We start from the raw sequence: 20,656 nt of genomic DNA on the forward strand, positions 1-20,656 counted from the left end.
CCCCGCCGCCGCGCCGACGCCGAGAAGCACCGCCGCGGCCGCCGCCCATCGGAGCCGGCGCGGCCGGATCGCCCGGCGCACCCGCGCCAGCGCCTCGGCCGCCGCCCGTTCCTCCCGGAAATGGCGCCGGAGCGCCCAATCCTGCCGGGAAAGCCGCGCGAACCGGCCCGCCGCTTCGGGCGATGCCGCCAGGAGACGGTCCAGCTCCGCGAGTTCCCCGGACGAGGCCGCGCCGTCGAGATACTTTCCGATCAGTTCATCCGCGCGATCCATCGGCGGCGGCGCTCCTTCCTTCGAGGCATTCCTGAAGAGCGGCCCGGATGCGGGAAAGGGCCTTGTGCACGGCGTCGAGCGTGCTGCCGACCTCCCGGGCGACCTCGCCCAGCGTCAGGGCCCGCTCGTAGCGCAGCGCCAGAAGCCGCCGCGCCCGCTCCGGAAGCCGCGCGATGCAATCCCGCAGCCCTTCCGCCTCCCCGGCGGGCGGATCCTCGCGGTCGTACGCGTCGAGAATCGCCCGAACGGCCTCCGGCGAGAACGGCAGGGGCGTGCGGCGGGAGCGTTCCCAGGCCTGGAGGATTTTCTTGGCGGCCACCCCGCGCGCCCACGCCCCGAAGGGACGCGACGGGTCGTATCCGGAGAAGCCCCGCCACAGGGCCAGGCAGACGTCCTGAAAGAGGTCCTCGGTCTGCGCCCGCTCGCGGACCATCGAGGCGATGAAGGCCTTCAGGTCCTCCTGATGCGCCAGGAGCAGCCTCAGGAACCGTTCGTGCGCGTCCATCCGCATCCCCTATCTTCTTCCGCCGGGACGCGGAAATTGGACGCGGAGGCGAAAAAAAAAGACGGCCTCCCGAAGCCCGACCCTCGAACCACCGAGGCCCGGGGCTCAGCGCGCGGAAGGTCCCGTGATCATCTCCACCGAGGCGCGGACGTGCTCCGGATCGAACACCTTTCTCCAGTCCGGACGGAAAATCTGTTCTTTGGCGCGCTCGATGGCCTTTTTGGCTCCGTCGGAAAAGGGCGACGAGACCTCCCCGAAGAGGATCGCCAGCTCGATATTGAGGTGGCCCAGGAGGAAATCGCGCGCCGCCTGAGGCGGCACGCCCCTCCGAATCGCCTCGTCCATGGCCTCCCGCACGACCGTCAGGCACGTCGCCGCCGTCGTCTCCGAAAGCGCCGGCTCCAGAAGCACCATCTGCTCGACCGTCACCCGGTGGGCGTGGAGAACCGGGGCGAACATCTGCCGGCACAGGCGCTCCCCGCGGGGGTAATCCGACTCCGGTCCCTGCATGAGCGCGCAGACGATGTTCTGCCGCGCCTTCACTCCGCCGAAATAGTCGCGCCGGGCCTCCGGATCCGTCTCGTCGTTGAACACGGACGGATGGCAGGGATGGGTCACGAAGTACGTCACGTCCCGCCGGGGCGGCAGGTGCCCCGCATACGGCGCGGCGGCGTCCAGGCACACGAGCATCGCGCCCGGCCGGAGCTTCGGCACGATCTCGGCGGCGACTTTTCCGATCGCGGCGTCCGGCACGGCCAGAATCGCCGCGTCCGCCCGCCGCGCCGCCTCGTCCCCCGGAACGGCCGACAGCCCCCGCCGCCGGAGATTCTCGAGCCCCGCGGGGCTGACTTCCACGTAGAGCATCCGGTACTCGGAGTCCTTGAGGTTGTCGGCGATCCGACACCCCATCTTCCCGCCCGCGCCGAACAGCGCCACCGTTTCCATCGTCGAAATCTCCTTTCCGAAAGGGGAATCCGCGCTATCCCCCGCCCAGGAGCGCCCTTCCGAAGTAGTCCTCGCGGCCCACCTGGCCGCCCTTGAACGCGATCTCGAGTCCGTCCACGCGGGAGTCCTCCGAACGCGCGCGGCAGAGCGGCGATCCCGGCGCCAGAGGGGCCGCCATCTCCAGCGCTTCGATCCCCAGCGCCCGCGCGATCCGCCCGGAGGTGTCCCCGCCGGCCGCGACGATCCGGCGGACCTCGGCCTCCCGAACCGCCGCGCGGGCGATCTCTCCCAGCCTCCGCCCGAGCTTCGGCCCCTCGACGCGCGGATCCCGGATCTCCGGATCCGCCGGGCCCCGGGCCGTGTAGACCGCGACGCTCCGCCCCGAGCGAAGCGCGTCGATCACGCGGCCTTCCGCCCTCCCGTCTTCCGGCAACCGCACCCCCAGAAACCCCCGCTCGAGCGCCCACGCGATCTGCCGATCCGTGGCCGGCGAACAACTCCCCGAAAGGACCAGGATCCGATCCGCCCGGCCCGCCCCCGCGAACGTCCGCCGCGGCCGACCCCAGTGAGCCGCCAGCGCGTACTCCACCCCCGAAGAGCCCACCAGGAAACGGCCTTCCTCTTCCCACAGAAAGCGCCCGATGGGAACAAGGTGCGCGGGCTCCAGGACGTCGAAGAGCACCACGTCCGGCCGCTCCGCCCGCGCGGCCGCCACGGCGCGGTCGAACTCCTCCGGCGGACCTCCGACCGCCCGGACGTCCACGAGCGCCGTCCGCAGCGGCGCCTGCCGCTGCAGAATCCGGCGCAGATCGCTTTCATCCATGGGCGTCACGGGATGGCGGCTCATCGTCGAATGCCGGTCCAGACGCGACACCCCGTCTCCGTCCGCCGCGAAGAGGTTCCCGAAGACGCACCAGCGCCGCAGCGCCGGGGCGCCCACCACGAGGGGCACCGGCTCCGGTCCGAACAGGCGCCGCCCGATCTCGATCGCCCGCCCGATGCTGCCGATCTCGGGCGAGGAATCGAAGGTCGAGCAGATCTTGTAGTGCACCTTCCGCGCCCCGAGCCGCCCCAGCCCCTCCAGCGCCGGCGCGAGCTCCTGTTCCATGTCCGCCGGCGTCATCGCGCGGCTCGACCCCGCCAGGCCCGCGGCCTCGAGGTCCGGGAACCGCCGCTCCAGGCGCTCCCGCTCGGGAAGCTCCAGGAAAAGCGCCGCGCGGACGCCGTGAACCGCCAGGGCCTCGAGCACGTCCGTCGAGCCCGAGAAATCGTCCCCGTAGAACGCCAGCGAAAGCGCGCTCATCGCCGCCCGTAGGTCTCGATCGCCTGCCGCAGCTCCACGTGCTCCCGCGCCCATTCTTCGAGCGGCCGGTCCGCCAGGGCCGCCTCCCACCCCTGGCGGACGCTGGCCACCCCGGCGGCGATCCCGCCCGGATGCGCGAGAATCCCGCCGCCGCAGAGATAAAGAAGATCGACGCTCCCGATCCTCCGGTACGTGTCCGGCGCCTGGCCCGCCCACTGCCCGGAAGAGAGCACCGGCATCACGACGTATCCCCCGAGCATCGGCGTCAGGCACGCCCGCGCGGAATCGACCACCGAGTCGTCCGACTCGAAAAACTTGTTCCGCAGTCCGTTCGTGTGGATGTGGTCGATTCCCGCTAGACGCCAGAACTTGTGGTAGGCCCGGAATCCCAGGCCGAGGTACGGATACCGGGTGAGCATCCCCCATCCATTGCGGTGCCCGTGAATCGGCAGCGCCGACCGGCGCCTCATGTAGGCCACCCCGGGAAGCCCGACGCTGTTGAGACTCATCATGATGCAGGTCCCGCCCGCGGCCAGAACGGTGTCGTGGTGGCGCGGCATCTTCTCGATCTCGTCGGTGATGTTGAAGGCGTACATCACCTTCTTGCCGGTGCGGTCCGCGTGTTCCTGAAGGACCCGCATCACGGCGCGCACGCGCTCCGCAAGGGGCGAATGCGGGGGATTCGCCATGAGCTCGTCGTCCTTGATGAAGTCGAGCCCCGCTTCCGCCAGCGTCCGGACGAGGCGCGCCGTTTCCTCGGGCGCCAGCCCCACGCTCGGCTTGACGATCGTCCCGATGAGCGGCCGTCCGTAGACCCCCGAGAGCTTCCGCGTCCCTTCGACCCCGAACTGCGGCCCCGGATAGACCCGGGCGAAGGAGGGGGGAAAGTCCACGTCCAGAAGGCGCAACCCCGAAAACTCCCGAAGCTCGAAAAGATTCCCCGCCACCGTCGACAGCAGATTCGGCAGCGAAGGCCCCATGTTCTCCAGCGGGAACGAAAGCACGACCTCCGCGCGCCGGTACCGCGGCGGGGACGGAGCGTTCTTCGGCGGCCGGCATCCCGGAAGCGAAGGACGGTCCGTCTCGTCCAGAAGCGTCAGGCGCTCCACCTTCGCCATGAACCGCGCCCGAAGCTCGTCCGTCTCCCCCGGCACGCGCACGAACGTCCCGCAGGACTGCTCGCCCGCCAGGACTTCCACGGCCTGTTCGACCGGATACGGCGTCTCGATGAGATACGTCGCCCGCACGCACTCCCCGCTCATGCAGCATCCTCCTTCAGGGGCACGTCCACGACCCGGCCGCTCCCGATCGACCGGTACGCGGCCTCCACGAGTTCCAGCGTCCTCAGGTTGTCCTCCGCCGTCGTCTCAGCGGCGCCTTCTCCCCGCAGATGCGCCAGCAGGTTGCGGTGGCAGGGCACGAGGCTGGCCTGAACGAGCGCGTAGGCCGGATCCATCCATGGATACGAGGGCGGCTCCATCCGCCGCGCCCGCACCCCTTGGGCGTCGCAGACCCGCACCCAGAAATCGGGGGCGATCTCGAGCGAGCCTTGCTCCGCCTCGACGAGGAGAAACGTCTCCGGAAAACGCTCCCGCTCCAGGCGGCTGGCGTAGCTCAGCTCCACGATCACCGTGGCGCCGGACGCCGCCTCCAGAACCGCCGTGGCCACGTCCTCGCCGCGGATCCCCGGCCGGATTCGATCCGCCCGCGCGTAGACGCGGCGGAACTCGCCGAAAAGAAACCGCGCGGCGTCGAAGAGATGCACGCCCACGTCCGCCAAAATGAAGCGCTCCTGCCCGCGCAGAAAGGGCTGGCGATCGAACACCGGGAAACTCGAACAGAAGCTCAGCCGCGCCCGGAACGGCTTGCCCAGGCGCCCCGAAGCCAGCTCCGCCTTCGCCGCCCTCATCGGCTCCTGCCAGCGCCAGTTCTCGTGCACCAGGAGCGGCACGCCCGCCCGCCGGCACGCCCACGCCATCGCGCGGGCCTCTTCCAGGGTCGGCGCCAGCGGCTTCTGACAGATCGCGGGAATCCCGCGCCGCGAGGCCTCGCCGACCGCCTCGGCGTGGCTTTCCGGAGAGCTCACCACGTCCACGAAATCCGTCCGCTCCCGGTCCAGAAGCTCCCCCGCGGAACCGTAGGCGGCGGGGACCCCGAAGCTCCGGGCCAGAGCCTCCGCCTTCGTCCGATCCCGGTCGGCCACAGCGATGCACCTCGCCCCGGCGACCTCTCCCCAGGCCGCCAGCTGGGCGCGCGCCCAGAAGCCCGCGCCGATCAGTCCGAACCGGAGCACGCGGGCGTTCTTCATTCCAGATCCACCCGCGCCCATCCCCACGGCTCCAATCGCACCGCGCGCCCGGACGCCGCCGCCCGGACCGTCACGGCGTCGCCCGTCCGGTTGAAGACCAGCAGCCGCGCCCCGCCGGAACCCCGCACCGCCCAGGCGCCTACCCGCTCCGGGGCCGACGTGCGCGCCGGAAGCGCCGACGCCCCCTCGAAGGCTCCCGCCTCGGCCAGAGCGTCCAGCACCTGCGGAACGCGGCTCTCCACCGTCACCCGCGCGGCGCCGCCCTCCCGGAGCGCGCGGAGCGATCCGATCGCCCAGGACGCTCCGAGCGGCCCGGCCTCCCGCGGGTCGGTCCGCCCCCGCGGAGCGAACGCCAGGGGCGTCACCGAGACCGCGCGACCCGGGAACTTCCGGCAGGCGTCCGCGACGGCCGCCCGAAGTCCCTCCACGTTCTCGAGGATCGTCCGGGCGTCCTCCGCGTGCACCTGCGGGTGCGCGGGAAAGAACACCTCGTCCACGAGATCCGCCCGCGGCGGCCTTCGGTTGAGCGCGGCATAGAAGGACGTGGAGCCCGCCCCGAGCCGCAGCCCGCCGAGACGCCCCCGCGCGGTCCGCAGCAGTTCCTCCCAGGAAGCGCCCACCAGCACGCGCGTCCCCTCGAGGCCCGCTTCGCGCGCCAGGGCCGCGATCCGGTCGAATTCCACGTCTTCCGCCGGACTCACCGCGATCTCCAGCGCCGCGCCGCACGCCCGCGCCTCGCGCACCGCCTCCCGGAAACGCGGCGCCTCCGCGGACCCGAGCTCCACCCGCAGGTGGGCCGGCCGGATCCGCGCGTCCCGGGGAAAGCCCGCCGGAAGGCCCACGGCCGGAAGCGGACCGGCCGCCGCCCGGTCCACCTCCACCCGCACCTCTTCCGACGGATCGCCCGCCGGCGGAACGCCGTCCAGGCGCAACGCCAGCTCGTGCCGGATCCGCGCTCCTTCCGGAAAAACCCGGGGAATGGGCTCCTCCAGGGGCGTCGAGTAAATCTTGTAGGAGTCGTCCGTCCAGTTGCGCTGATCCTCCATCTCGAAGACGTCGCCTTCGACCCGGGCCTCCGCCGACACCCCCGGAGCGGGCTCCCAGCGGATCGCGCGGATGCGCCGGAACGGCTGATGGGGAGCGATCGACTCCGGGAAGCTTCCGGAAACGGCCGTTCCGTCGTCGCGCACGACGACGCAGGGACGCCCGGCCAGCGCCGCCGGGTGGAGCACGCACATCCCGGTCCGGTTCGTGAGAAACTCCCGCTCCGCCTTTCCCTCGACCCGCCAGGACAGCGATCCGGAGGCCTCTCCGCGAATCGTGGTCTCCCACGAGAGGTCGATGTCGCCGGCCCGGGTGCGTCCGCGGAACCGCACCGAAAAGGACGCCGCCTCCGTCCGGACCTCGACCGCCCCGGCCGCCGGCAGGTGGGTTCCCCACTGCGGGTCGCGGGCGGCCGCGTAGACCCGGCGAAGGATCTCGACGCCGCCCCAGCGGACGTAGCGCAGGCCCCCATCGGACTCCAGGAGCGCCGAAAGCGCCCCCGCCCGGAGTTCGCGCGCGTCGCTCATGCTCCCTCCTCCCCGCCGAGCGCCTCTCCCGTCTCCGGCTCGAAGAACCGGGTCCGCCCGGGATCCAGATAGAGCGTGCATTCGTCGCCTTCCCGAAGCCCCGCGCGGGCGTCGAAACGGCCCACCAGCGTCTCCCGTCCCGGCGTCACGAGCGACACGTCCTTGCGATCGCCGAGCGGCTGGACGACGCCGACGCGCACCCGCAGGGTGCCGGCCGCCGGACCCGGCGGGCGTTCAGAAAGGTGCTCGGGACGGATCCCGAGCACCACCGGGCGCCCCGCCCGGCGCGCCCAGAAAGGCCCCAGATCCACGCGCACCCCTTCCGCCTCGAAGCAGGCGTGGCCGTTTTCCGCGCGGATCCGGCCGGCCAGGAAGTTCATGGGGGGCGTGCCGACGAACGACGCCACGAAGCGGTTGCGCGGGCGCTCGTAGATCTCCAGAGGGGTCCCCTCCTGCTGGACGCGCCCGTCCTTGAGCACCACGACCCGATCCGCCAGGGTCATGGCCTCCTCCTGGTCGTGGGTGACGTAGAGGGAGGTCGTGCCGAGCTCCCGGTGGATCCGCTTGAGCTCCGCGCGCACGCGCACGCGCAGTTGCGCGTCGAGGTTGCTGAGCGGCTCGTCGAAGAGAAACGCCTGGGGGCGCCGGACGATCGCCCGTCCCAGGGCCACCCGCTGGCGCTGGCCGCCCGAAAGCTCGCGGGGGCGGCGGTCGAGCAGATCCTCGATGCCGAGCATCCGCGCCGTTTCGCGGACGCGGCGGTCGATCTCCTCCCGCGGGGTGCGCCGCAGGCGCAGCCCGAAGGAGAGGTTCTCGAAGACCGTCATGTGGGGATAAAGCGCGTAGTTCTGGAAGACCATCGCCAGGTCGCGCCGGGCCGGCGGAAGGTCGTTCACCGCCCGCCCGCCGATGCGGATCGTCCCCGACGTGGCCTCGTCCAGGCCCGCCACCAGCCGCAGGAGCGTCGTCTTGCCGCACCCGGAGGGGCCCACGAGCGCCACGAACTCCCCGTCCCGCACCCGCAGGGAGACTCCGTCCACGGCCCGGACGCCCCCCGGAAAGATCCGCGTCACGCGCTCCGCTTCGATCTCCGCCACGGCTTCACCGCGAGACGAGAAACTTCCGCCCGAATTCCAGATGGCGCACGATCCGCTCGGCGGCCCGATCCGCCTGACCTCGAAGAACCGCCTCCGCGATGGCGGCGTGCTCCCGCACCGCTTCCTGGGGACGGCCGGGAAGCTGACTCATGACCCGCAGGATCACCCGGTGCAGTTTGTCGCGCAGCCGCCAGAGGGTCTGTTCGATCTCCCGGTTCCCGTGGAAGCGGCAGAGCAGAAGATGAAATTCCGCGTCCAGATGGGTGAGCCCGAGCGTGTCCCCCGCCCGCGCCGCCTCCTCCTGGCGCCGCAGATTCTCCCGCAGGAGCCGCGCCTGCTCGGCCGAAAGCCGCCCCGCCAGCCGCCGCACCACGAAGGACTCCAGAGCCTCCCGCAGGTCGAAGAGGTCCACGACTTCCTGGATCGAGGGTTCCCGGACCACGATGCCCTGCTGAGGGGAAATCGAGACGAACCCTTCGTGCGCCAGGCGGCCGAGCGCCAGCCTCACGGGGGTCGTGCTCATCCGGAGCCGGCGGGCGAGCGCGCGCTCGGAAAGGAAACCGCCCGAAGGAAGGGATCCGTTCTGAATGAGGGCCTTGATCTCCTCGTACGCGCGGTCCTGGAGCAGCTTTCGGGCCGGAAGCGCCGGAGTCATCGCTCGCGTTCTCCTTTCGCCGGACTCAGAGGCCCGCCAGGCGCAGTCCCGCCTGGCGATACCGGTCCAGAATCTCGAGCCAGTAGTTCTTCTGCCGGTCGCGTCCCCACCGTTCGGTGATCGCCTCCCAGCGGTCGGCGGCCGCGGCCAGGGCCGCCTCGGGCGAGGCGGTGTGTCCGGTGAGATAACCGTGGATCTCCCCCTGAAGGGCGTCCAGGTATTCCCCCGCTCCCGGAAGCTGCATCTCCGGAAATCCGTTCTCGAGCACCCGCCGCGCCGTCCGGAGGAATTCCGGGGCGACCGAAAGGCGGCGGAACGCCGCCGGATCGTAGTCCGTCTTGAGGAACATGTCGCTTCCCGACTGCGCGTCGTCCATGGAAAGCACGCGCCGCTCCGGAAGAAGAAGCGTCCGGAGGACCTGAAAAGCCTCCTCCGGCCGCTTCGAAAAGCGGGACAGGCCGACGACGCGGCCGTAGAACATCGAGTTGAAGTTGCGGTAGACGCCGTCCGTTTCGTACCCCGGCCAGGGGGCGTATCCGAAGTTTTTCATCTTCTCGGGTCCGCCGCTGCGGGCGAACCAGGACCCGGGGGTCCCTCCCAGGCGCCCCAGGTCCATATACCAGAGCACCAGCGCCACGTCGTGGGCGAAGACGGTTTCCATCGTCTGGTCCCAGGAGAGCGAGAGGGACCCCGGCGGCGTGAAGGCCAGAAGCTCCCGGAGATCCCGCAGCGCGCGCGCCCCGGCCGCGTTGTTCCAGCCCGGCCGCAGGTCGCGGGTGAACCAGTTTCCCCCGGCGGAGGCCATCATGGGGGCCCACTGCTGCTCGGCGTAGTCGCGCGCCCACGTGCTCGTCTGGAAGCCGTATCCGGGCCGGCCCGTGGGACCCCAGACCCAGCCGGTGAAGAACTCCGCCGCGCGGCGGAACTCCTCCCAGGTGCGCGGAACCCGCAGCTCCTGCCCATGCTTCTCGCGGAACCGGCGCCGCGCCTCCTCGCTTTCGAAGGCGTCCTTCCGGTAATAGAGCATCGCGACGTCCCCGTCCACGGGGACGGCGATCGTGCGGCCTCCCCACCGGGTGTAGAGGATCCGATAGGTATCCACGATGTTGTCGAAAAGCGGCCCCGCGCCGAAGCGCCCGATGAGGTCGTCGAGCGGCCGCAGATAAGAAAGCGCGAGTTCGCCGTTGTAGCGCGGGTAGTACATGACGAGGTCGTACTGGCCGCCGCCCGTCCGGGCGTCCTTGAGGGCCTGCTGGTAGGACGTGGCGTCGGGCGCCTCGAGGAGCCGCAACGCGATTCCGTGGGCGCTCCGGAGGTAGTCGAGGTGATGGGTGAAAATCGGGAGGATCTGACCCGGGTGGGTCAGAACGCGCAGGGGTTCGGGGCCGGACTCCTTGCGGGAGCAGCCCAGCAGGCCCGCGGCGGCTCCCGCGGCGCTCCAGAGGAGAAACTCGCGGCGGCCGGCAGACTCACGCACGGGCGGCTCCTTTCCCCCGGCGCTCCCCGGACGCCAGGCGCACGTAGACCAGCGAGACGGCCGTCAGCGCCCCCGCCAGGAGGAGCGAAAGCACGGACGCCCGCCCGGTGTCGGCCCCGTAGCTGAAGGCGAGCTTGTAGAGGTAGATGCCCGTCAGGACCGTTTCATGGCCGGGTCCTCCCTGCGTGAGGTACCAGGGGATTTCGTAGAGCCGCGCCACGTCGATCAGCCCCAGAAGTCCCGCGGCCGCCAGAAAGGGCTTCAGATGCGGGAGCGTCACGTGCCGGAAGAGCGCCCACGGGCCGGCCCCTTCCAGGCGCGCGGCTTCCACGAGCGACGGAGGAAGGCTCTGGAGCCCGCCGAGAAGCACCACGATCGCCAGGGGAAGCGCCTGCCACACCACCGCCGTCACGATCGCCAGAAGCGCCCAGGGCATGCGGATCGTCCACTCCACCGCGGGCAGACCCACGGCCTCCAGAACGGCGTTGACGGGTCCGAAGCGGGCGTTGAAGAGCATCCACCAGGCGATTCCGGCCACCAGAGGCGCCACCGCCGCGGGGACCAGAAGGGCCGTCAGCACGAGGCCGCGCGCGCGGCTCAGGCGGTGAAGCGCGAGCGCCGCCGCCAGCCCGCCGGCCAGCTCCAGAGGCACCGCCAGCGCCGCCACGAGCGCCGTGACGGCCAGGGACCGGCGGAACTGAGGATCCCCGAGGAGCGCCGTCAGGTTGCCGGCGCCGCAGAATTCGGGAGGCACGGAGGGATCCGGCGAGTAGCGGTGCACGGCCGCCCAGAGGGCGAAAAGGAGGGGCCCGATCCCGACCGCCGCCAGCCAGACGACGGCGGGCGTCACCAGAAGCCGGCAAAATCCCGTCCGGCTCATCGCTCGCGATCCCCCCCCAGGGTCAGCCCCCGCGCCAGGTGGCGCTGGAGGACCCCCGCGAAGATGAGGGCCGGAAGGACCGAAAGAAGCGCCGCGGCGGCGATCTCCCCGTACAGCTCGGCCACCGCGCTCCTCAGGCGCGGCAGATAGACCGTCACCGTCGCCGCGCGGTCGGCCGTCAGCTGATAGGCGCAGAGGTATTCGTTCCAGGCGAAAAGGAAGGTGAAGATGCCGGTGACGGCCAGGCCGGGACGAAGCAGGGGCAGCGCCACCCGCAGGAAGGCCTGGGCGCGCGACGCCCCGTCCAGAAGCGCCGCTTCCTCCGCCTCCGCCGGCAGCGCCTCGACGAAGCCCAGCATGAGCCACACGGCCATCGGGATGTTGAAGGCGGTGTACAGAAGGATCAGCCCCGCGTGCGTGTCGAAAAGCCCGAGGTCCCGGAAGAGAACGAAAAGAGGGACGATGAGGGCCACCGGCGGGAGGAAACGCTGCGAAAGGATCCACAGCGAGAGCCTCCCGGACGCCGCGCCCGAGCGCCCCAAACCGTACGCCGCCAGGGTTCCCACCGCCGTCGCCAGGGCCGCCCCCGCCGCGGACACGAGAAGGCTCGTCCCCAGGAACGGGAGAATCGGCTCGTTCGTCTGCGACCCGAGCCAGACGTGCCGCACGGGCTCCAGCGTGAGCGCCGTGGGCGCCAGCGCCGCCGGATGCCGGAAGATCTCCTCGCGCGGCCGGAAGGCCGTCAGAACGATCCAGTAGACCGGGGCCAGCGCGAACCCCACCGCCGCCGCCAGCACCGCCGCGCGCGCCATGCTGGACAGGCTACTGAAATTTCAGTAAGATTTCAATGGATTTTTCGCCGGAGGCCTCCATGATCGCCCTGCTCCTCTGGACCGCCGCCCTCGCCCAGGACGGACCGTCCGCCGACCTCTCCCGCGGCGACCTGCGCGTGGCCCCGAACCGCCGGTTCCTCGTCCACGCGGACGGCTCGCCCTTCTTTTACCTCGGGGACACCGCGTGGGAACTCTTCCACCGCCTCACCCGCGAAGAGGCCGAACGGTACCTCGAGGACCGCCGCCGCAAACGGTTCACCGTCGTTCAGGCCGTGGCGCTCGCCGAGCTCGACGGCCTGCGCACCCCCAACCCCTACGGACACCGGCCCCTCGTCGAGAACGACCCCGCGCGGCCCGACGTCCGCGAAGGACCCGACAACGACTACTGGGATCACGTGGACGCCGTCCTCGAACGGGCCCGCGCCCGCGGCATCGTCGTCGGACTTCTCCCGACGTGGGGAGACAAGGTCACCCGCGCGTGGGGCGTCGGCCCCGTCGTCTTCAACCCCGACAACGCCCGCACGTACGGGCGGTGGCTCGGGGAACGGTACAAGGACCGGCCCAACCTCCTCTGGATCCTCGGCGGCGACCGCAACCCCGATCCGGCGCTCGAGGTCTGGCGCGCCCTGGCCCGCGGCCTGCGCGAGGGCGACGGCGGCCGCCACCTCATGACCTACCACCCCCAGGGGGGCCACACCTCCGCCGCGTGGTTCCACCACGACGACTGGCTGGACTTCAACATGCTTCAGTCCGGCCACAACTACCACGTCCCCAACGACGCCCGCATCGAGGCCGACTATCGCCGAGAACCCCCGAAACCCTGCATGGATGGGGAACCCCGCTACGAGGATCACCCCGCGGGCTTCAAGAAGGAAAACGGCTACATGGGCGCCTACGACGTCCGCCAGGCCGCCTATTGGGCGCTCTTCGCCGGGGCCCACGGCCATACCTACGGCGCCCACCCCGTCTGGCAGATGTACGCCCCGGGACGCGCGCCCGTCAGCCACGTGCGCACCGTGTGGACGGAGGCCCTGGACCTCCCCGGCGCCGGTCAGATGCGCCACGTCCGCGCGCTCCTCGAATCCCGCCCCTTCCTCAGCCGCGTGCCGGACCAGAGCCTGCTGGCCCAGGACCCCGGCCGCGGACCCGACCACGCGCGCGCCACCCGCGGCGACGGATACGCCTTCATCTACCTTCCCACCGGAAAGCCCGTCGCGGTCGCCCTCGGAAAAATCTCCGGCGCCGAGATCCGCGCCGGCTGGTTCAATCCCCGCACGGGCACCTGGCGCGCCGCCGAGACGGTTCCCAACTCCGGAACGCACACCTTCCGGCCTCCCACCTCCGGCCCCGATCAGGACTGGGTCCTCGTTCTCGACGACGCCTCGCGGAACTTCCCTCCCCCGGGACCGCCGGAGTAGAATCGCGCCCTGGATGAGACGCCTGGCGGTCCCGCTTCTGGCCGCGCTCGGAACGGCCGCGTGCGCCCCGCCGCCCGCGGAGCCGGAACGCGCCCCCCGTCCCTTCGTCCTCCACGTCGTCGACGAGGAGACCGGCCGCGGCGTCCCCTTGGTGGAGCTGCGGACCACGAACGAGATCGTCTTCCACACGGACAACGCGGGCGTGATCGCGTTCGACGAACCCGGCCTCCTCGGCGAGCGCGTCTTCTTTTACGTCGAAAGCCCGGGATACGAGTTCCCCGCCGACGGATTCGGCTATCGCGGAACCGCGATCGATACCGCTCCGGGCGGCCGCGCCGTCCTCAAGGTCCGCCGCGTCCAGATCGCCGAGCGTCTGTACCGCATCACCGGCCAGGGGCTTTACCATCATTCCGCCCGCGCCGGACTTCCCGTGCCCCTTCGCCGCCCCCAGCTCAACGCCCGCGTCATGGGCCAGGATTCCACCCTCGCCGTCGTCCACCGCGGGCGGATCCGCTGGTTCTGGGGCGATACCAACCGGCCCGGCTACCCGCTGGGTCACTTCGGCACCGCCACGGCGGTCAGCCGTCTCCCCGAGGACGGAGGGCTTCCTCCGTCCGTCGGCATCGACCTCGAGTACGCGGCGGACGAATCCGGCTTCAGCCGTCCCACCTTCGCCTCCCGCGAACCCACCCCCATCTGGATCGAGGGCGTCTTCGTCCTGCCCGATCCCGGGGGACGCGAGCGCCTCCTGGCCTGCTACAAACGCATGAAGAATCTCGAGACCTGCGTCGAACAGGGGATCGCCGTCTTCGAAGACGAAGAGGAACGCTTCCGGCCGCTCGTCTCCCTGCCTCTGGACGAGGACCGCCTCCCGACCGGTCAGCCGTTCCGCGTGCGGGAAGGCGGGACGGACTTCGTCTACTTCGCCACGCCCTATCCGACCCTCCGCGTGCGGGCGCGCTGGGAGGACGTTCTGGATCCTTCCCGTTACGAAGCCTTCACGCCCCTTCGGGAAGGGGCGCGCTACGATCCCTCCCGGCCCGACCTCGAACGGGACGCCTCCGGAAAGCCCGTCTACGCCTGGAAGCGAGGGACGTCGCCCGTCGATCGGGACCGTCAAGACGCGCTGGCGCGCGCGGGGGCGCTCCCGGCGGAAGAGGGCCGGTGGCGGACGGCGGACGCGGCCTCGGGCGAACCCCTGCGCCTCCACCGCGGCTCGGTGCGCTGGAATCCGTTCCGCGGCCGCTGGGTCATGATCGCCAACCGGATCGGCGCCCCGGGCTCGATGCTCGGGGACGTCTATTACGCGGAAGCCGCCCGGCCCGAAGGCCCCTGGTCCCGCGCGGCGCGCGTCGCCGTGCACGGGCGCCACAGCTTTTACAATCCCGTGCATCACGACTTCTTCGACGAAGCGGGAGGCCGGCGGATCTACTTCGAGGGCACGTACACGCGCACCTTCTCGGACGCGCCCGCGGCCACGCCGCGGTACGAATACAACCAGATCCTCTACCGCCTGGATCTTTCGGATCCGCGGCTCGCTCCGGCGCGGGAGGACTAAACGAGATCCGGCAGGCGGCCGGTCGAATCGCCGAAGCGCTCCTGGCGAACGCCCACGCGGTCGAGCATCTCCAGGAAAAGGTTGCACATCGGCGTGTCCTTCGGATAGCGGACATGCCGGCCCGTCTTGAGCGTTCCTCCCGCCTTCCCCGCCAGAAGGATCGGAAGCTCGTTGTGATTGTGCCGGTTGCCGTCCGAAATCGCGCACCCGTAGAGGATCATCGAGTGGTCGAGAAGCGTCCCCTCGCCCTCGCGGATGTCGGAAAGCCTCTTGAGAAGATAGGCGAACTGCTCGACGTAGAAGCGGTCGATCCTGCGGATCTTCTCGAGCTTCTCGGCGTTGCCGGCGTGGTGGGAAAGCGAATGGTGCCCCTCGCGCACCTCCATCCACGGGAAGGTCCGGTTGCTGCCCTCGTTGCCCAGCATGAACGTGGCGATCCGCGTGCTGTCGGTCTGGAAGGCCACGACGAGGAGATCCATCATCAGGCGCACGTAGTCCGGGAATTCCGCCGGCACCCCCTCGGGAGCCTCCATCTCCGGCAGCGGCCGGTCGTTCTGCCGCTCGGCCGCCTGGATCCGACGCTCGACGTCCCGCACGCTCTCGAGATATTCGTCGAGCTTGCGCCGGTCGGCCGAGCCGAGCCGCCCCGAGAGTCGGCGCGCGTCCTCGAGCACCAGGTCGAGCACGCTCCGGCGGTACATCGCCTGCCGGGCGCGCGCCCGCTGGTCGGCCACGGCCTCGGGATCGCCAAAGAGGCGCACGAAGACCTGGCGGGGGTTCACCTCCTTGGGGTTGGGCTGCGTTTCCGTTCTCCAGGAAATGGTGGAGGAATAGGCGCAGCTGTACCCGGAGTCGCAGTTTCCGGCCATGGCGCCGCGGTCGCAGCCGAGCTCCAGGGACGGCAGCCGCGTCGCCTCGCCCAGCTTCTGAGCGGCCAGCTGATCCACGGAAATCCCCGCCCGGATCTCCTTGCCGTCGGTCTTGCGGATCTGCACGCCCGTGAGGAACGTGCCGGACGACCGGGCGTGGTCGCCGGCGCCGTCGCCGTTGGCGCGCGCCTTGGCGTGGGCGAGCCCCGAAAGCACCAGAAGCCGGTCCCGGTAAGGCGCCAGCGGCTCCAGGCTCCAGGGCAGCTCGAACTTCGGGCCGACTTCCTTGGGAAACCAATGGGCGGTGTTGACGCCGTTGGGGAAGAAGACGAAGGCCATGCGCACCGGCGGCTTCGGACCCGCGCCGGACGCGGCCCACGCCCGCGCGCCGAACCCCAGGGACTCCAGGGCCGGAAGCCCCACCAGCGCCCCCATGCCCCGAAGCGCCTGACGCCGCGAGATCGCGCTACTCATCCTTCACCTCGCCCCAATGCGTCCGGCGGTGCAGGAACGGATAGCTCCGCACCACGCCCTTGACCAGGGCCGAGAAGCGGTACCCCTGCGCCGCCATGGACTTCTGAATTTCCTTTACGACCGGAGCGTCGTAATACTCTACGCCGCGCCCCAGCGCGTAGGTGAGCGTCTTCTCGATCAGGTTCCGGACGAACTCGTCCTTGCGCCGCAAGAGAATCTTCTTGAGCTCCACGGGCCCGTTGAAGGACGTCCCGTCCACGAGCGTCCCGGAAACGTCCAGCGGCAGCCGCCCCTCCGTCTCCCTCCAGCGGCCGATCGCGTCGTAGTTCTCGAACCCCAGCCCGATCGGATCCATCCGCTTGTGACAGCCGGCGCAGTTGGGGTCGGCCCGGTGAAGCTCCAGCCTTTGCCGCACCGTCAGGCGCTCCGCCCCCTCCGGCTCGTCCTTGAGCTCCCCGGCGTCCGGAAGCGGCGGCGGAGGAGGCGTCCCCAGAAGAGCCTCCAGCACCCACTTGCCCCGCTTGACCGGACTCGTCCGCGTGGGATTCGACGTCACCGTAAGCACCCCGGCCGTCATCAGAATCCCGCCCCGCCGCGGATCCTGGAGCGCCACGCGCCGCATCTCGTCCCCGCGGACGCCGGGAATCCCGTAGTGCCGCGCCAGCGCTTCGTTGACGTACGTGAAATCCGCGTCGAGAAGAGTCACGACGCTCCGATCCTCGCGCACGATTTCGTCGAAGAGAAGCTCGACCTCGCGGCGCATGGCCTCGCGGAGCTTCTCGTTGAAGGTCGGGAACCGCTTGGGATCCGGAGCGTGGATCTCGAGGCGCCGGAGCTGGAGCCACTGGAGCGCGAAGTTCTCCGAGAGCGCCCGCGCCCGCGGGTCCCGGAGCATCCGGTCCACCTGGGCGTCCAGCGTCTTCGGATCCCGCAGGCGTCCCTGCCGGGCCAGAGCGAAAAGCTCCTCGTCCGGCATCGAGCTCCACAGAAAATACGAAAGACGCGTCGCCAGCTCCCAGTCGTCCAGCGGGCGCACCCCCCGAGGCGCCCCGGCCGGGCCGTCGCGCTCCACCCGGAAGAGAAAATGCGGCGACACGAGCACCGCCAGGAGCGGCACCTTCATGGCCGCCTCGAAGGATTCCCCCTGAGCGTCCGCCAGGTCGAAAAGCGAGACAAGCCGCTCGACCTCCTCCCCCGCCACGGGCCGCCGGAACGCGCGCTCCGCCAGCGGCGCCAGCACGCGCCGGGCGGCCTCACGCTTGGACACCCCCGCCCCCGGCTGCGCCGTGAAGATCCGCTTGTGACTTTCCGGAAGCTCCGGGGGACCCTCGAGCACCGGACCCGTCAGCTCCAGCCAGTCGACGACGAGATTCCGGTCCCGTTCGGACCGCTTGGGCGCGGAGGGATTGTAGTAGTCGTTCACGAAGGCCACCGCGAGGCGTCTCTTGCCCGCCCGGAGCTCCAGCTTCTGCTCGTACACCTTCATGCGGTCGCGCGGGACGGTCACGTCGAACGTCTTGAGATCCCGATCCTCCGCCCGGACCAGCATCCGCGCCGGCTCCGGACCCGCCTGATCGCCCCCCGCCCGCACCCGCAGGACGTACCGCCCGTCCTTGGGCACGTCCACTTCCGCAGAAAGCTCGCCGTTGGCGAAAAGCACCATGTGGGCGCTGTCCGGCGCGCCGCCCGCCGTGACCGCCAGCGCCTCCGCCTCCAGCCGCCGGACCATGGGCTTGAGCTGCTCGGGCGTCACGATCGCGCGGTCCAGAATCCGCTCCGCCGCCGCGACGTACTTTTCCAGAAGCAGCGGGGGGATCGAGAGCACATCCCCGATCGTGTCGAAGCCGTATCCCACGTCGTCGGAGGGGAAATCGCGGGTCGGGTCGAACGATCCCGCCAGCTCGATCCCCAGGAGGTCGCGGATCGTGTTCCGGTACTCCGCGCGGTTGAGGCGCCGCAGGACCACGCGCCCGGGATCGGGCGGCGCGTGGGGATCGGGACGCAGGATCGCCGCCTCGATCCAGGAAGCCAGAACCTCTCGGTCCGCGGGCTTGAGCGGGCGGCCGGAATCCTCGGGCGGCATCTGGAGCGACTGGATCTGGTCGAGCACCCGCTTCCAGAGCTTGCGGGCGGAAAGGACCGACGCCTCGGTGGCGAATTTCGAAAGATCCAGGTTCGCCTTGGCCTTCTTGGGGCCGTGGCAGGAGTAGCAGTACTTGGAGAGCAGCGGCCGGACGTGCGTCTCGTAGGCGACGGGCGCGGGCCCCTTTTGGGCCGGCGCCGGCGGGGGCGCCGAACCGCGGCCGGCCCGAAGCGCGGCCCCTCCGGCCACCGCCGCCAGAAGAACCCCGCCGATCGCGGCCGCGACGAAACGCCGACGGCGACCGATCCGGAACTTCAGAGCGCGACGAATCACGTCCTCAGGAAGTCCGCCTCGAGCCGGGTTCCCGCCCGCTCCCGTTCCGCGCTTCCGACCCGATCCGGGCCCGGCCCCTCCTTCGGAAGCGTCCGACTACTTCTACACGAAATAGCGCCCGCGCGGCGCGGCGTGTCGCAAAACCGCCCTCTGCAAAGCCCGGACCGGGGCGGCAGGGAAAACAAGAGAAACTGCTACCGCAGCACGCCCAGCGCGTGGTCGACCACCCGCCGGACATACTCGTTGGAGTCCTTCGCGGCGCGCCGCAAGGCGCCGAGGGCGGGACGGGCCTTCTCCCCCATCCGATCGAGCGCCTCCGCCGCGTGCAGGCGGACCCATTCGTTGGAATCCTCGAGCGCGCGCTCAAGGACGCCCAGGGCCTCGTCCGGCGCTCCTTGCGCGGCGAGCGCATCCGCCGCCGCCACCCTCACCCACGGAGCGGGATCCTCGAGCGCCGTGCGGAGCGCCTCCCGCGCCGGCGCCGCCGCCGGCCCGAGCGCCCCCAGGCCCGTGGCCCCCCACCAGCGAATCGCGGGATCCCCGTCCGCCAGCAGGCGCGTCAGCTCCGGAATCTCCCCCACGTCCCGGCGCGACGCGCGCTCGGCGGCCTCCATCAGCCGCTCGAGGGGATAGGACGCCGGATCGCGCCGCACCGCCTCGTAAGGCGGCGTTTCCCCGAACCGCGCCCGCAGATCGGGCTCCGGGAGAAACCCCAGATCCCGGATCTCGAGCATCCAGCTCCGAAGCGCTCCCCGAAGCCGTTCCAGCGTTTCCCGGTGGGCCGGGTCTCCGGCGAGGTTGCGCACCTCCCAGGGATCCGCCTCCGTATCGTAAAGCTCCTCGGCGGGTTTGGGCTCGAAGAACGCGCGCGCGGGACCTGAAAGCTTTCCCTCGTCATGCAGCCGCCGCCAGACCTTCATGGTCGGCATTTCGTACATGTAGCTGATGTGCTGGGCATACGGCCGATGCGGCAGGTAGTTCCGGATGTACTTGAAGCGCCCGTCGCGGACCGCCCGCAGGAGGTCCGTCCGCTCGTCCATCCGGTCCCGGAAGCCGTACACGTACTCCCGCGGCGACCCGGAGGACGGTCCCAGGAAAGGACGCCCCTGGAGGGAAGCGGGCAACGGAACGCCCGCCAGGCGCAGGACGGTCGGACCGAAGTCCACGAAGCTCACCAGACGGTCGCAGGTCCCTCCCGGCGGGGCCGGTGCCCAGGAGCGGAATTTCTCCGGGAACCGAACGATAAGCGGCACCCGGAGGCTCGAATCGTAGAGCCACCGCTTCGAGCGCGGCAGGCCGGCCCCGTGATCGGAGAAGAAAAAAACGATCGTGTCCTCCGCCCGGCCGTCCTCCTCGAGTTCTTTCAGGAGGCGGCCCACCTCGCGGTCCATGAGGGTCACCATGTCCGCATACCGGGCCCAGTCGCGGCGCACTTCGGGCGAGTCCGGATGATACGGCGGCAGCGGGGCGCGCGCGGGATCGTGCCGTTCCAGGGGGGAAAACTCCGCGGTGCGCCGGCGATAGGATTCCTCGCTCTGTCGAACCTGCGACTCGTGGGTATGAGTGAGGTTAAAGACGCTGAAGAACGGACGACCCGCCGGCCGGGCGCGCCAATGCGCCTGGGCGCTCGACTCGTCCCAGGCGGCCCGGGGGACCGGAAAGTTGTAGTCGGTCTTCACGTTGTTGGTGCAGAAGTAGCCCGCGCGCCGCAGGTACTCCGGAAAGCACCGGGCCTCCGCGGGAAGCGTCCCGCGACAGCGCATGTGCTGAGTGCCCACCGAGGAGGCGTACATTCCCAGAATGAGGCTTGATCGCGCCGGCGCGCACACGCCGCTCGGGGCGAAGGCGCGCGTATAGCGCACCCCCTGGGCGGCCAGCCGGTCGAGGTTCGGCGTCACGGCGTAGGGATCCCCGTAGCATCCGAGATGGGGGCTCATGTCCTCGCAGGTGATCCAGAGGATGTTGGGGCGCGGCGGCGGAGGATCCTGCGGCGCGGGCGCGGAGGCGGCCCCCCAAAGGACCGCGGCGATCCAGAGACGCGGCATCGACGTTCTCTCCTCGGCCGTGAAGACGG

Annotated in this window: 17 protein-coding genes; 2 read left to right on the forward strand and 15 right to left on the reverse strand. The window is 70.7% G+C overall.

All coding sequences use genetic code 11. From position 1 onward, the window contains the following. The 12 genes from VNO22_09170 to VNO22_09225 form a co-directional block, all read right to left on the reverse strand. A partial coding sequence (locus tag VNO22_09170) for a hypothetical protein (GenBank protein HXG61533.1) occupies nt 1–273 on the reverse strand: 273 nt, incomplete at its 3' end. Then, a complete protein-coding gene (locus tag VNO22_09175; GenBank protein ID HXG61534.1) occupies nt 257–784 on the reverse strand; it encodes a sigma-70 family RNA polymerase sigma factor in 528 nt (175 codons plus the stop codon). The genes VNO22_09175 and VNO22_09170, both read right to left, overlap by 17 nt. Nucleotides 785–883: 99 nt before the next feature. Further along, a complete protein-coding gene (locus VNO22_09180; GenBank protein HXG61535.1) occupies nt 884–1,723 on the reverse strand; it encodes a phosphogluconate dehydrogenase C-terminal domain-containing protein in 840 nt (279 codons plus the stop codon). A 34-nt stretch (nt 1,724–1,757) separates the two neighbouring features. Then, nucleotides 1,758–3,026: a four-carbon acid sugar kinase family protein gene (locus VNO22_09185; protein ID HXG61536.1), complete on the reverse strand. Its 1,269-nt coding sequence runs from the start codon at nt 3,024–3,026 to the stop codon at nt 1,758–1,760. Beyond that, a complete protein-coding gene (locus VNO22_09190; GenBank protein ID HXG61537.1) occupies nt 3,023–4,288 on the reverse strand; it encodes a ribulose-bisphosphate carboxylase large subunit family protein in 1,266 nt (421 codons plus the stop codon). The genes VNO22_09185 and VNO22_09190 overlap by 4 nt, the downstream gene beginning before the upstream one ends. Next, entirely contained in the window at nt 4,285–5,334 is a 1,050-nt protein-coding gene (locus tag VNO22_09195; protein HXG61538.1) for a Gfo/Idh/MocA family oxidoreductase, read from the reverse strand. The genes VNO22_09190 and VNO22_09195 overlap by 4 nt, the downstream gene beginning before the upstream one ends. After that, entirely contained in the window at nt 5,331–6,905 is a 1,575-nt protein-coding gene (locus VNO22_09200) for a hypothetical protein (GenBank protein HXG61539.1), read from the reverse strand. Before VNO22_09200 ends, VNO22_09195 begins: the two co-directional genes overlap by 4 nt. Beyond that, nucleotides 6,902–8,002 carry a sn-glycerol-3-phosphate ABC transporter ATP-binding protein UgpC gene (ugpC, locus tag VNO22_09205; protein HXG61540.1) on the reverse strand — a complete coding sequence of 367 codons (1,101 nt, stop codon included), beginning with the start codon at nt 8,000–8,002 and terminating at the stop codon, nt 6,902–6,904. The genes VNO22_09200 and ugpC overlap by 4 nt, the downstream gene beginning before the upstream one ends. A gap of 4 nt (nt 8,003–8,006) precedes the next feature. Beyond that, nucleotides 8,007–8,657, reverse strand: a complete 651-nt coding sequence (locus VNO22_09210; protein HXG61541.1) for a GntR family transcriptional regulator — start codon at nt 8,655–8,657, stop codon at nt 8,007–8,009. A gap of 25 nt (nt 8,658–8,682) precedes the next feature. After that, nucleotides 8,683–10,134, reverse strand: coding sequence for an extracellular solute-binding protein (locus VNO22_09215; GenBank protein HXG61542.1), 1,452 nt, complete (start codon nt 10,132–10,134; stop codon nt 8,683–8,685). After that, nucleotides 10,127–11,014 carry a sugar ABC transporter permease gene (locus VNO22_09220; GenBank protein ID HXG61543.1) on the reverse strand — a complete coding sequence of 296 codons (888 nt, stop codon included), beginning with the start codon at nt 11,012–11,014 and terminating at the stop codon, nt 10,127–10,129. Before VNO22_09220 ends, VNO22_09215 begins: the two co-directional genes overlap by 8 nt. Beyond that, the gene (locus tag VNO22_09225; protein ID HXG61544.1) at nt 11,011–11,826 is read right to left on the reverse strand and encodes a carbohydrate ABC transporter permease; all 816 of its coding nucleotides are present in this window, start codon (nt 11,824–11,826) and stop codon (nt 11,011–11,013) included. Before VNO22_09225 ends, VNO22_09220 begins: the two co-directional genes overlap by 4 nt. A 59-nt stretch (nt 11,827–11,885) precedes the next feature. Here VNO22_09225 and VNO22_09230 point away from each other — a divergent pair, with 59 nt between their 5' ends. Further along, nucleotides 11,886–13,265: a glycoside hydrolase family 140 protein gene (locus tag VNO22_09230; protein ID HXG61545.1), complete on the forward strand. Its 1,380-nt coding sequence runs from the start codon at nt 11,886–11,888 to the stop codon at nt 13,263–13,265. 13 nt (nt 13,266–13,278) lie between these two features. Continuing rightward, entirely contained in the window at nt 13,279–14,823 is a 1,545-nt protein-coding gene (locus VNO22_09235) for a hypothetical protein (GenBank protein HXG61546.1), read from the forward strand. Here the strand turns inward: VNO22_09235 and VNO22_09240 are convergent. From VNO22_09240 to VNO22_09250, 3 genes are all read right to left on the reverse strand, one after another. Beyond that, nucleotides 14,820–16,166, reverse strand: a complete 1,347-nt coding sequence (locus VNO22_09240; GenBank protein HXG61547.1) for a DUF1552 domain-containing protein — start codon at nt 16,164–16,166, stop codon at nt 14,820–14,822. The genes VNO22_09235 and VNO22_09240 overlap by 4 nt on opposite strands. Then, complete coding sequence (locus VNO22_09245; protein HXG61548.1) at nt 16,159–18,582, reverse strand: DUF1592 domain-containing protein; 2,424 nt, start codon at nt 18,580–18,582, stop codon at nt 16,159–16,161. The genes VNO22_09240 and VNO22_09245 overlap by 8 nt, the downstream gene beginning before the upstream one ends. A gap of 194 nt (nt 18,583–18,776) precedes the next feature. Beyond that, nucleotides 18,777–20,627 carry a sulfatase-like hydrolase/transferase gene (locus VNO22_09250; protein HXG61549.1) on the reverse strand — a complete coding sequence of 617 codons (1,851 nt, stop codon included), beginning with the start codon at nt 20,625–20,627 and terminating at the stop codon, nt 18,777–18,779. Between the last annotated feature and the right edge of the window lie 29 nt (nt 20,628–20,656).

Source organism: Planctomycetota bacterium, from assembly GCA_035574235.1.
Lineage (GTDB): Bacteria > Planctomycetota > MHYJ01 > MHYJ01 > JACPRB01 > DATLZA01.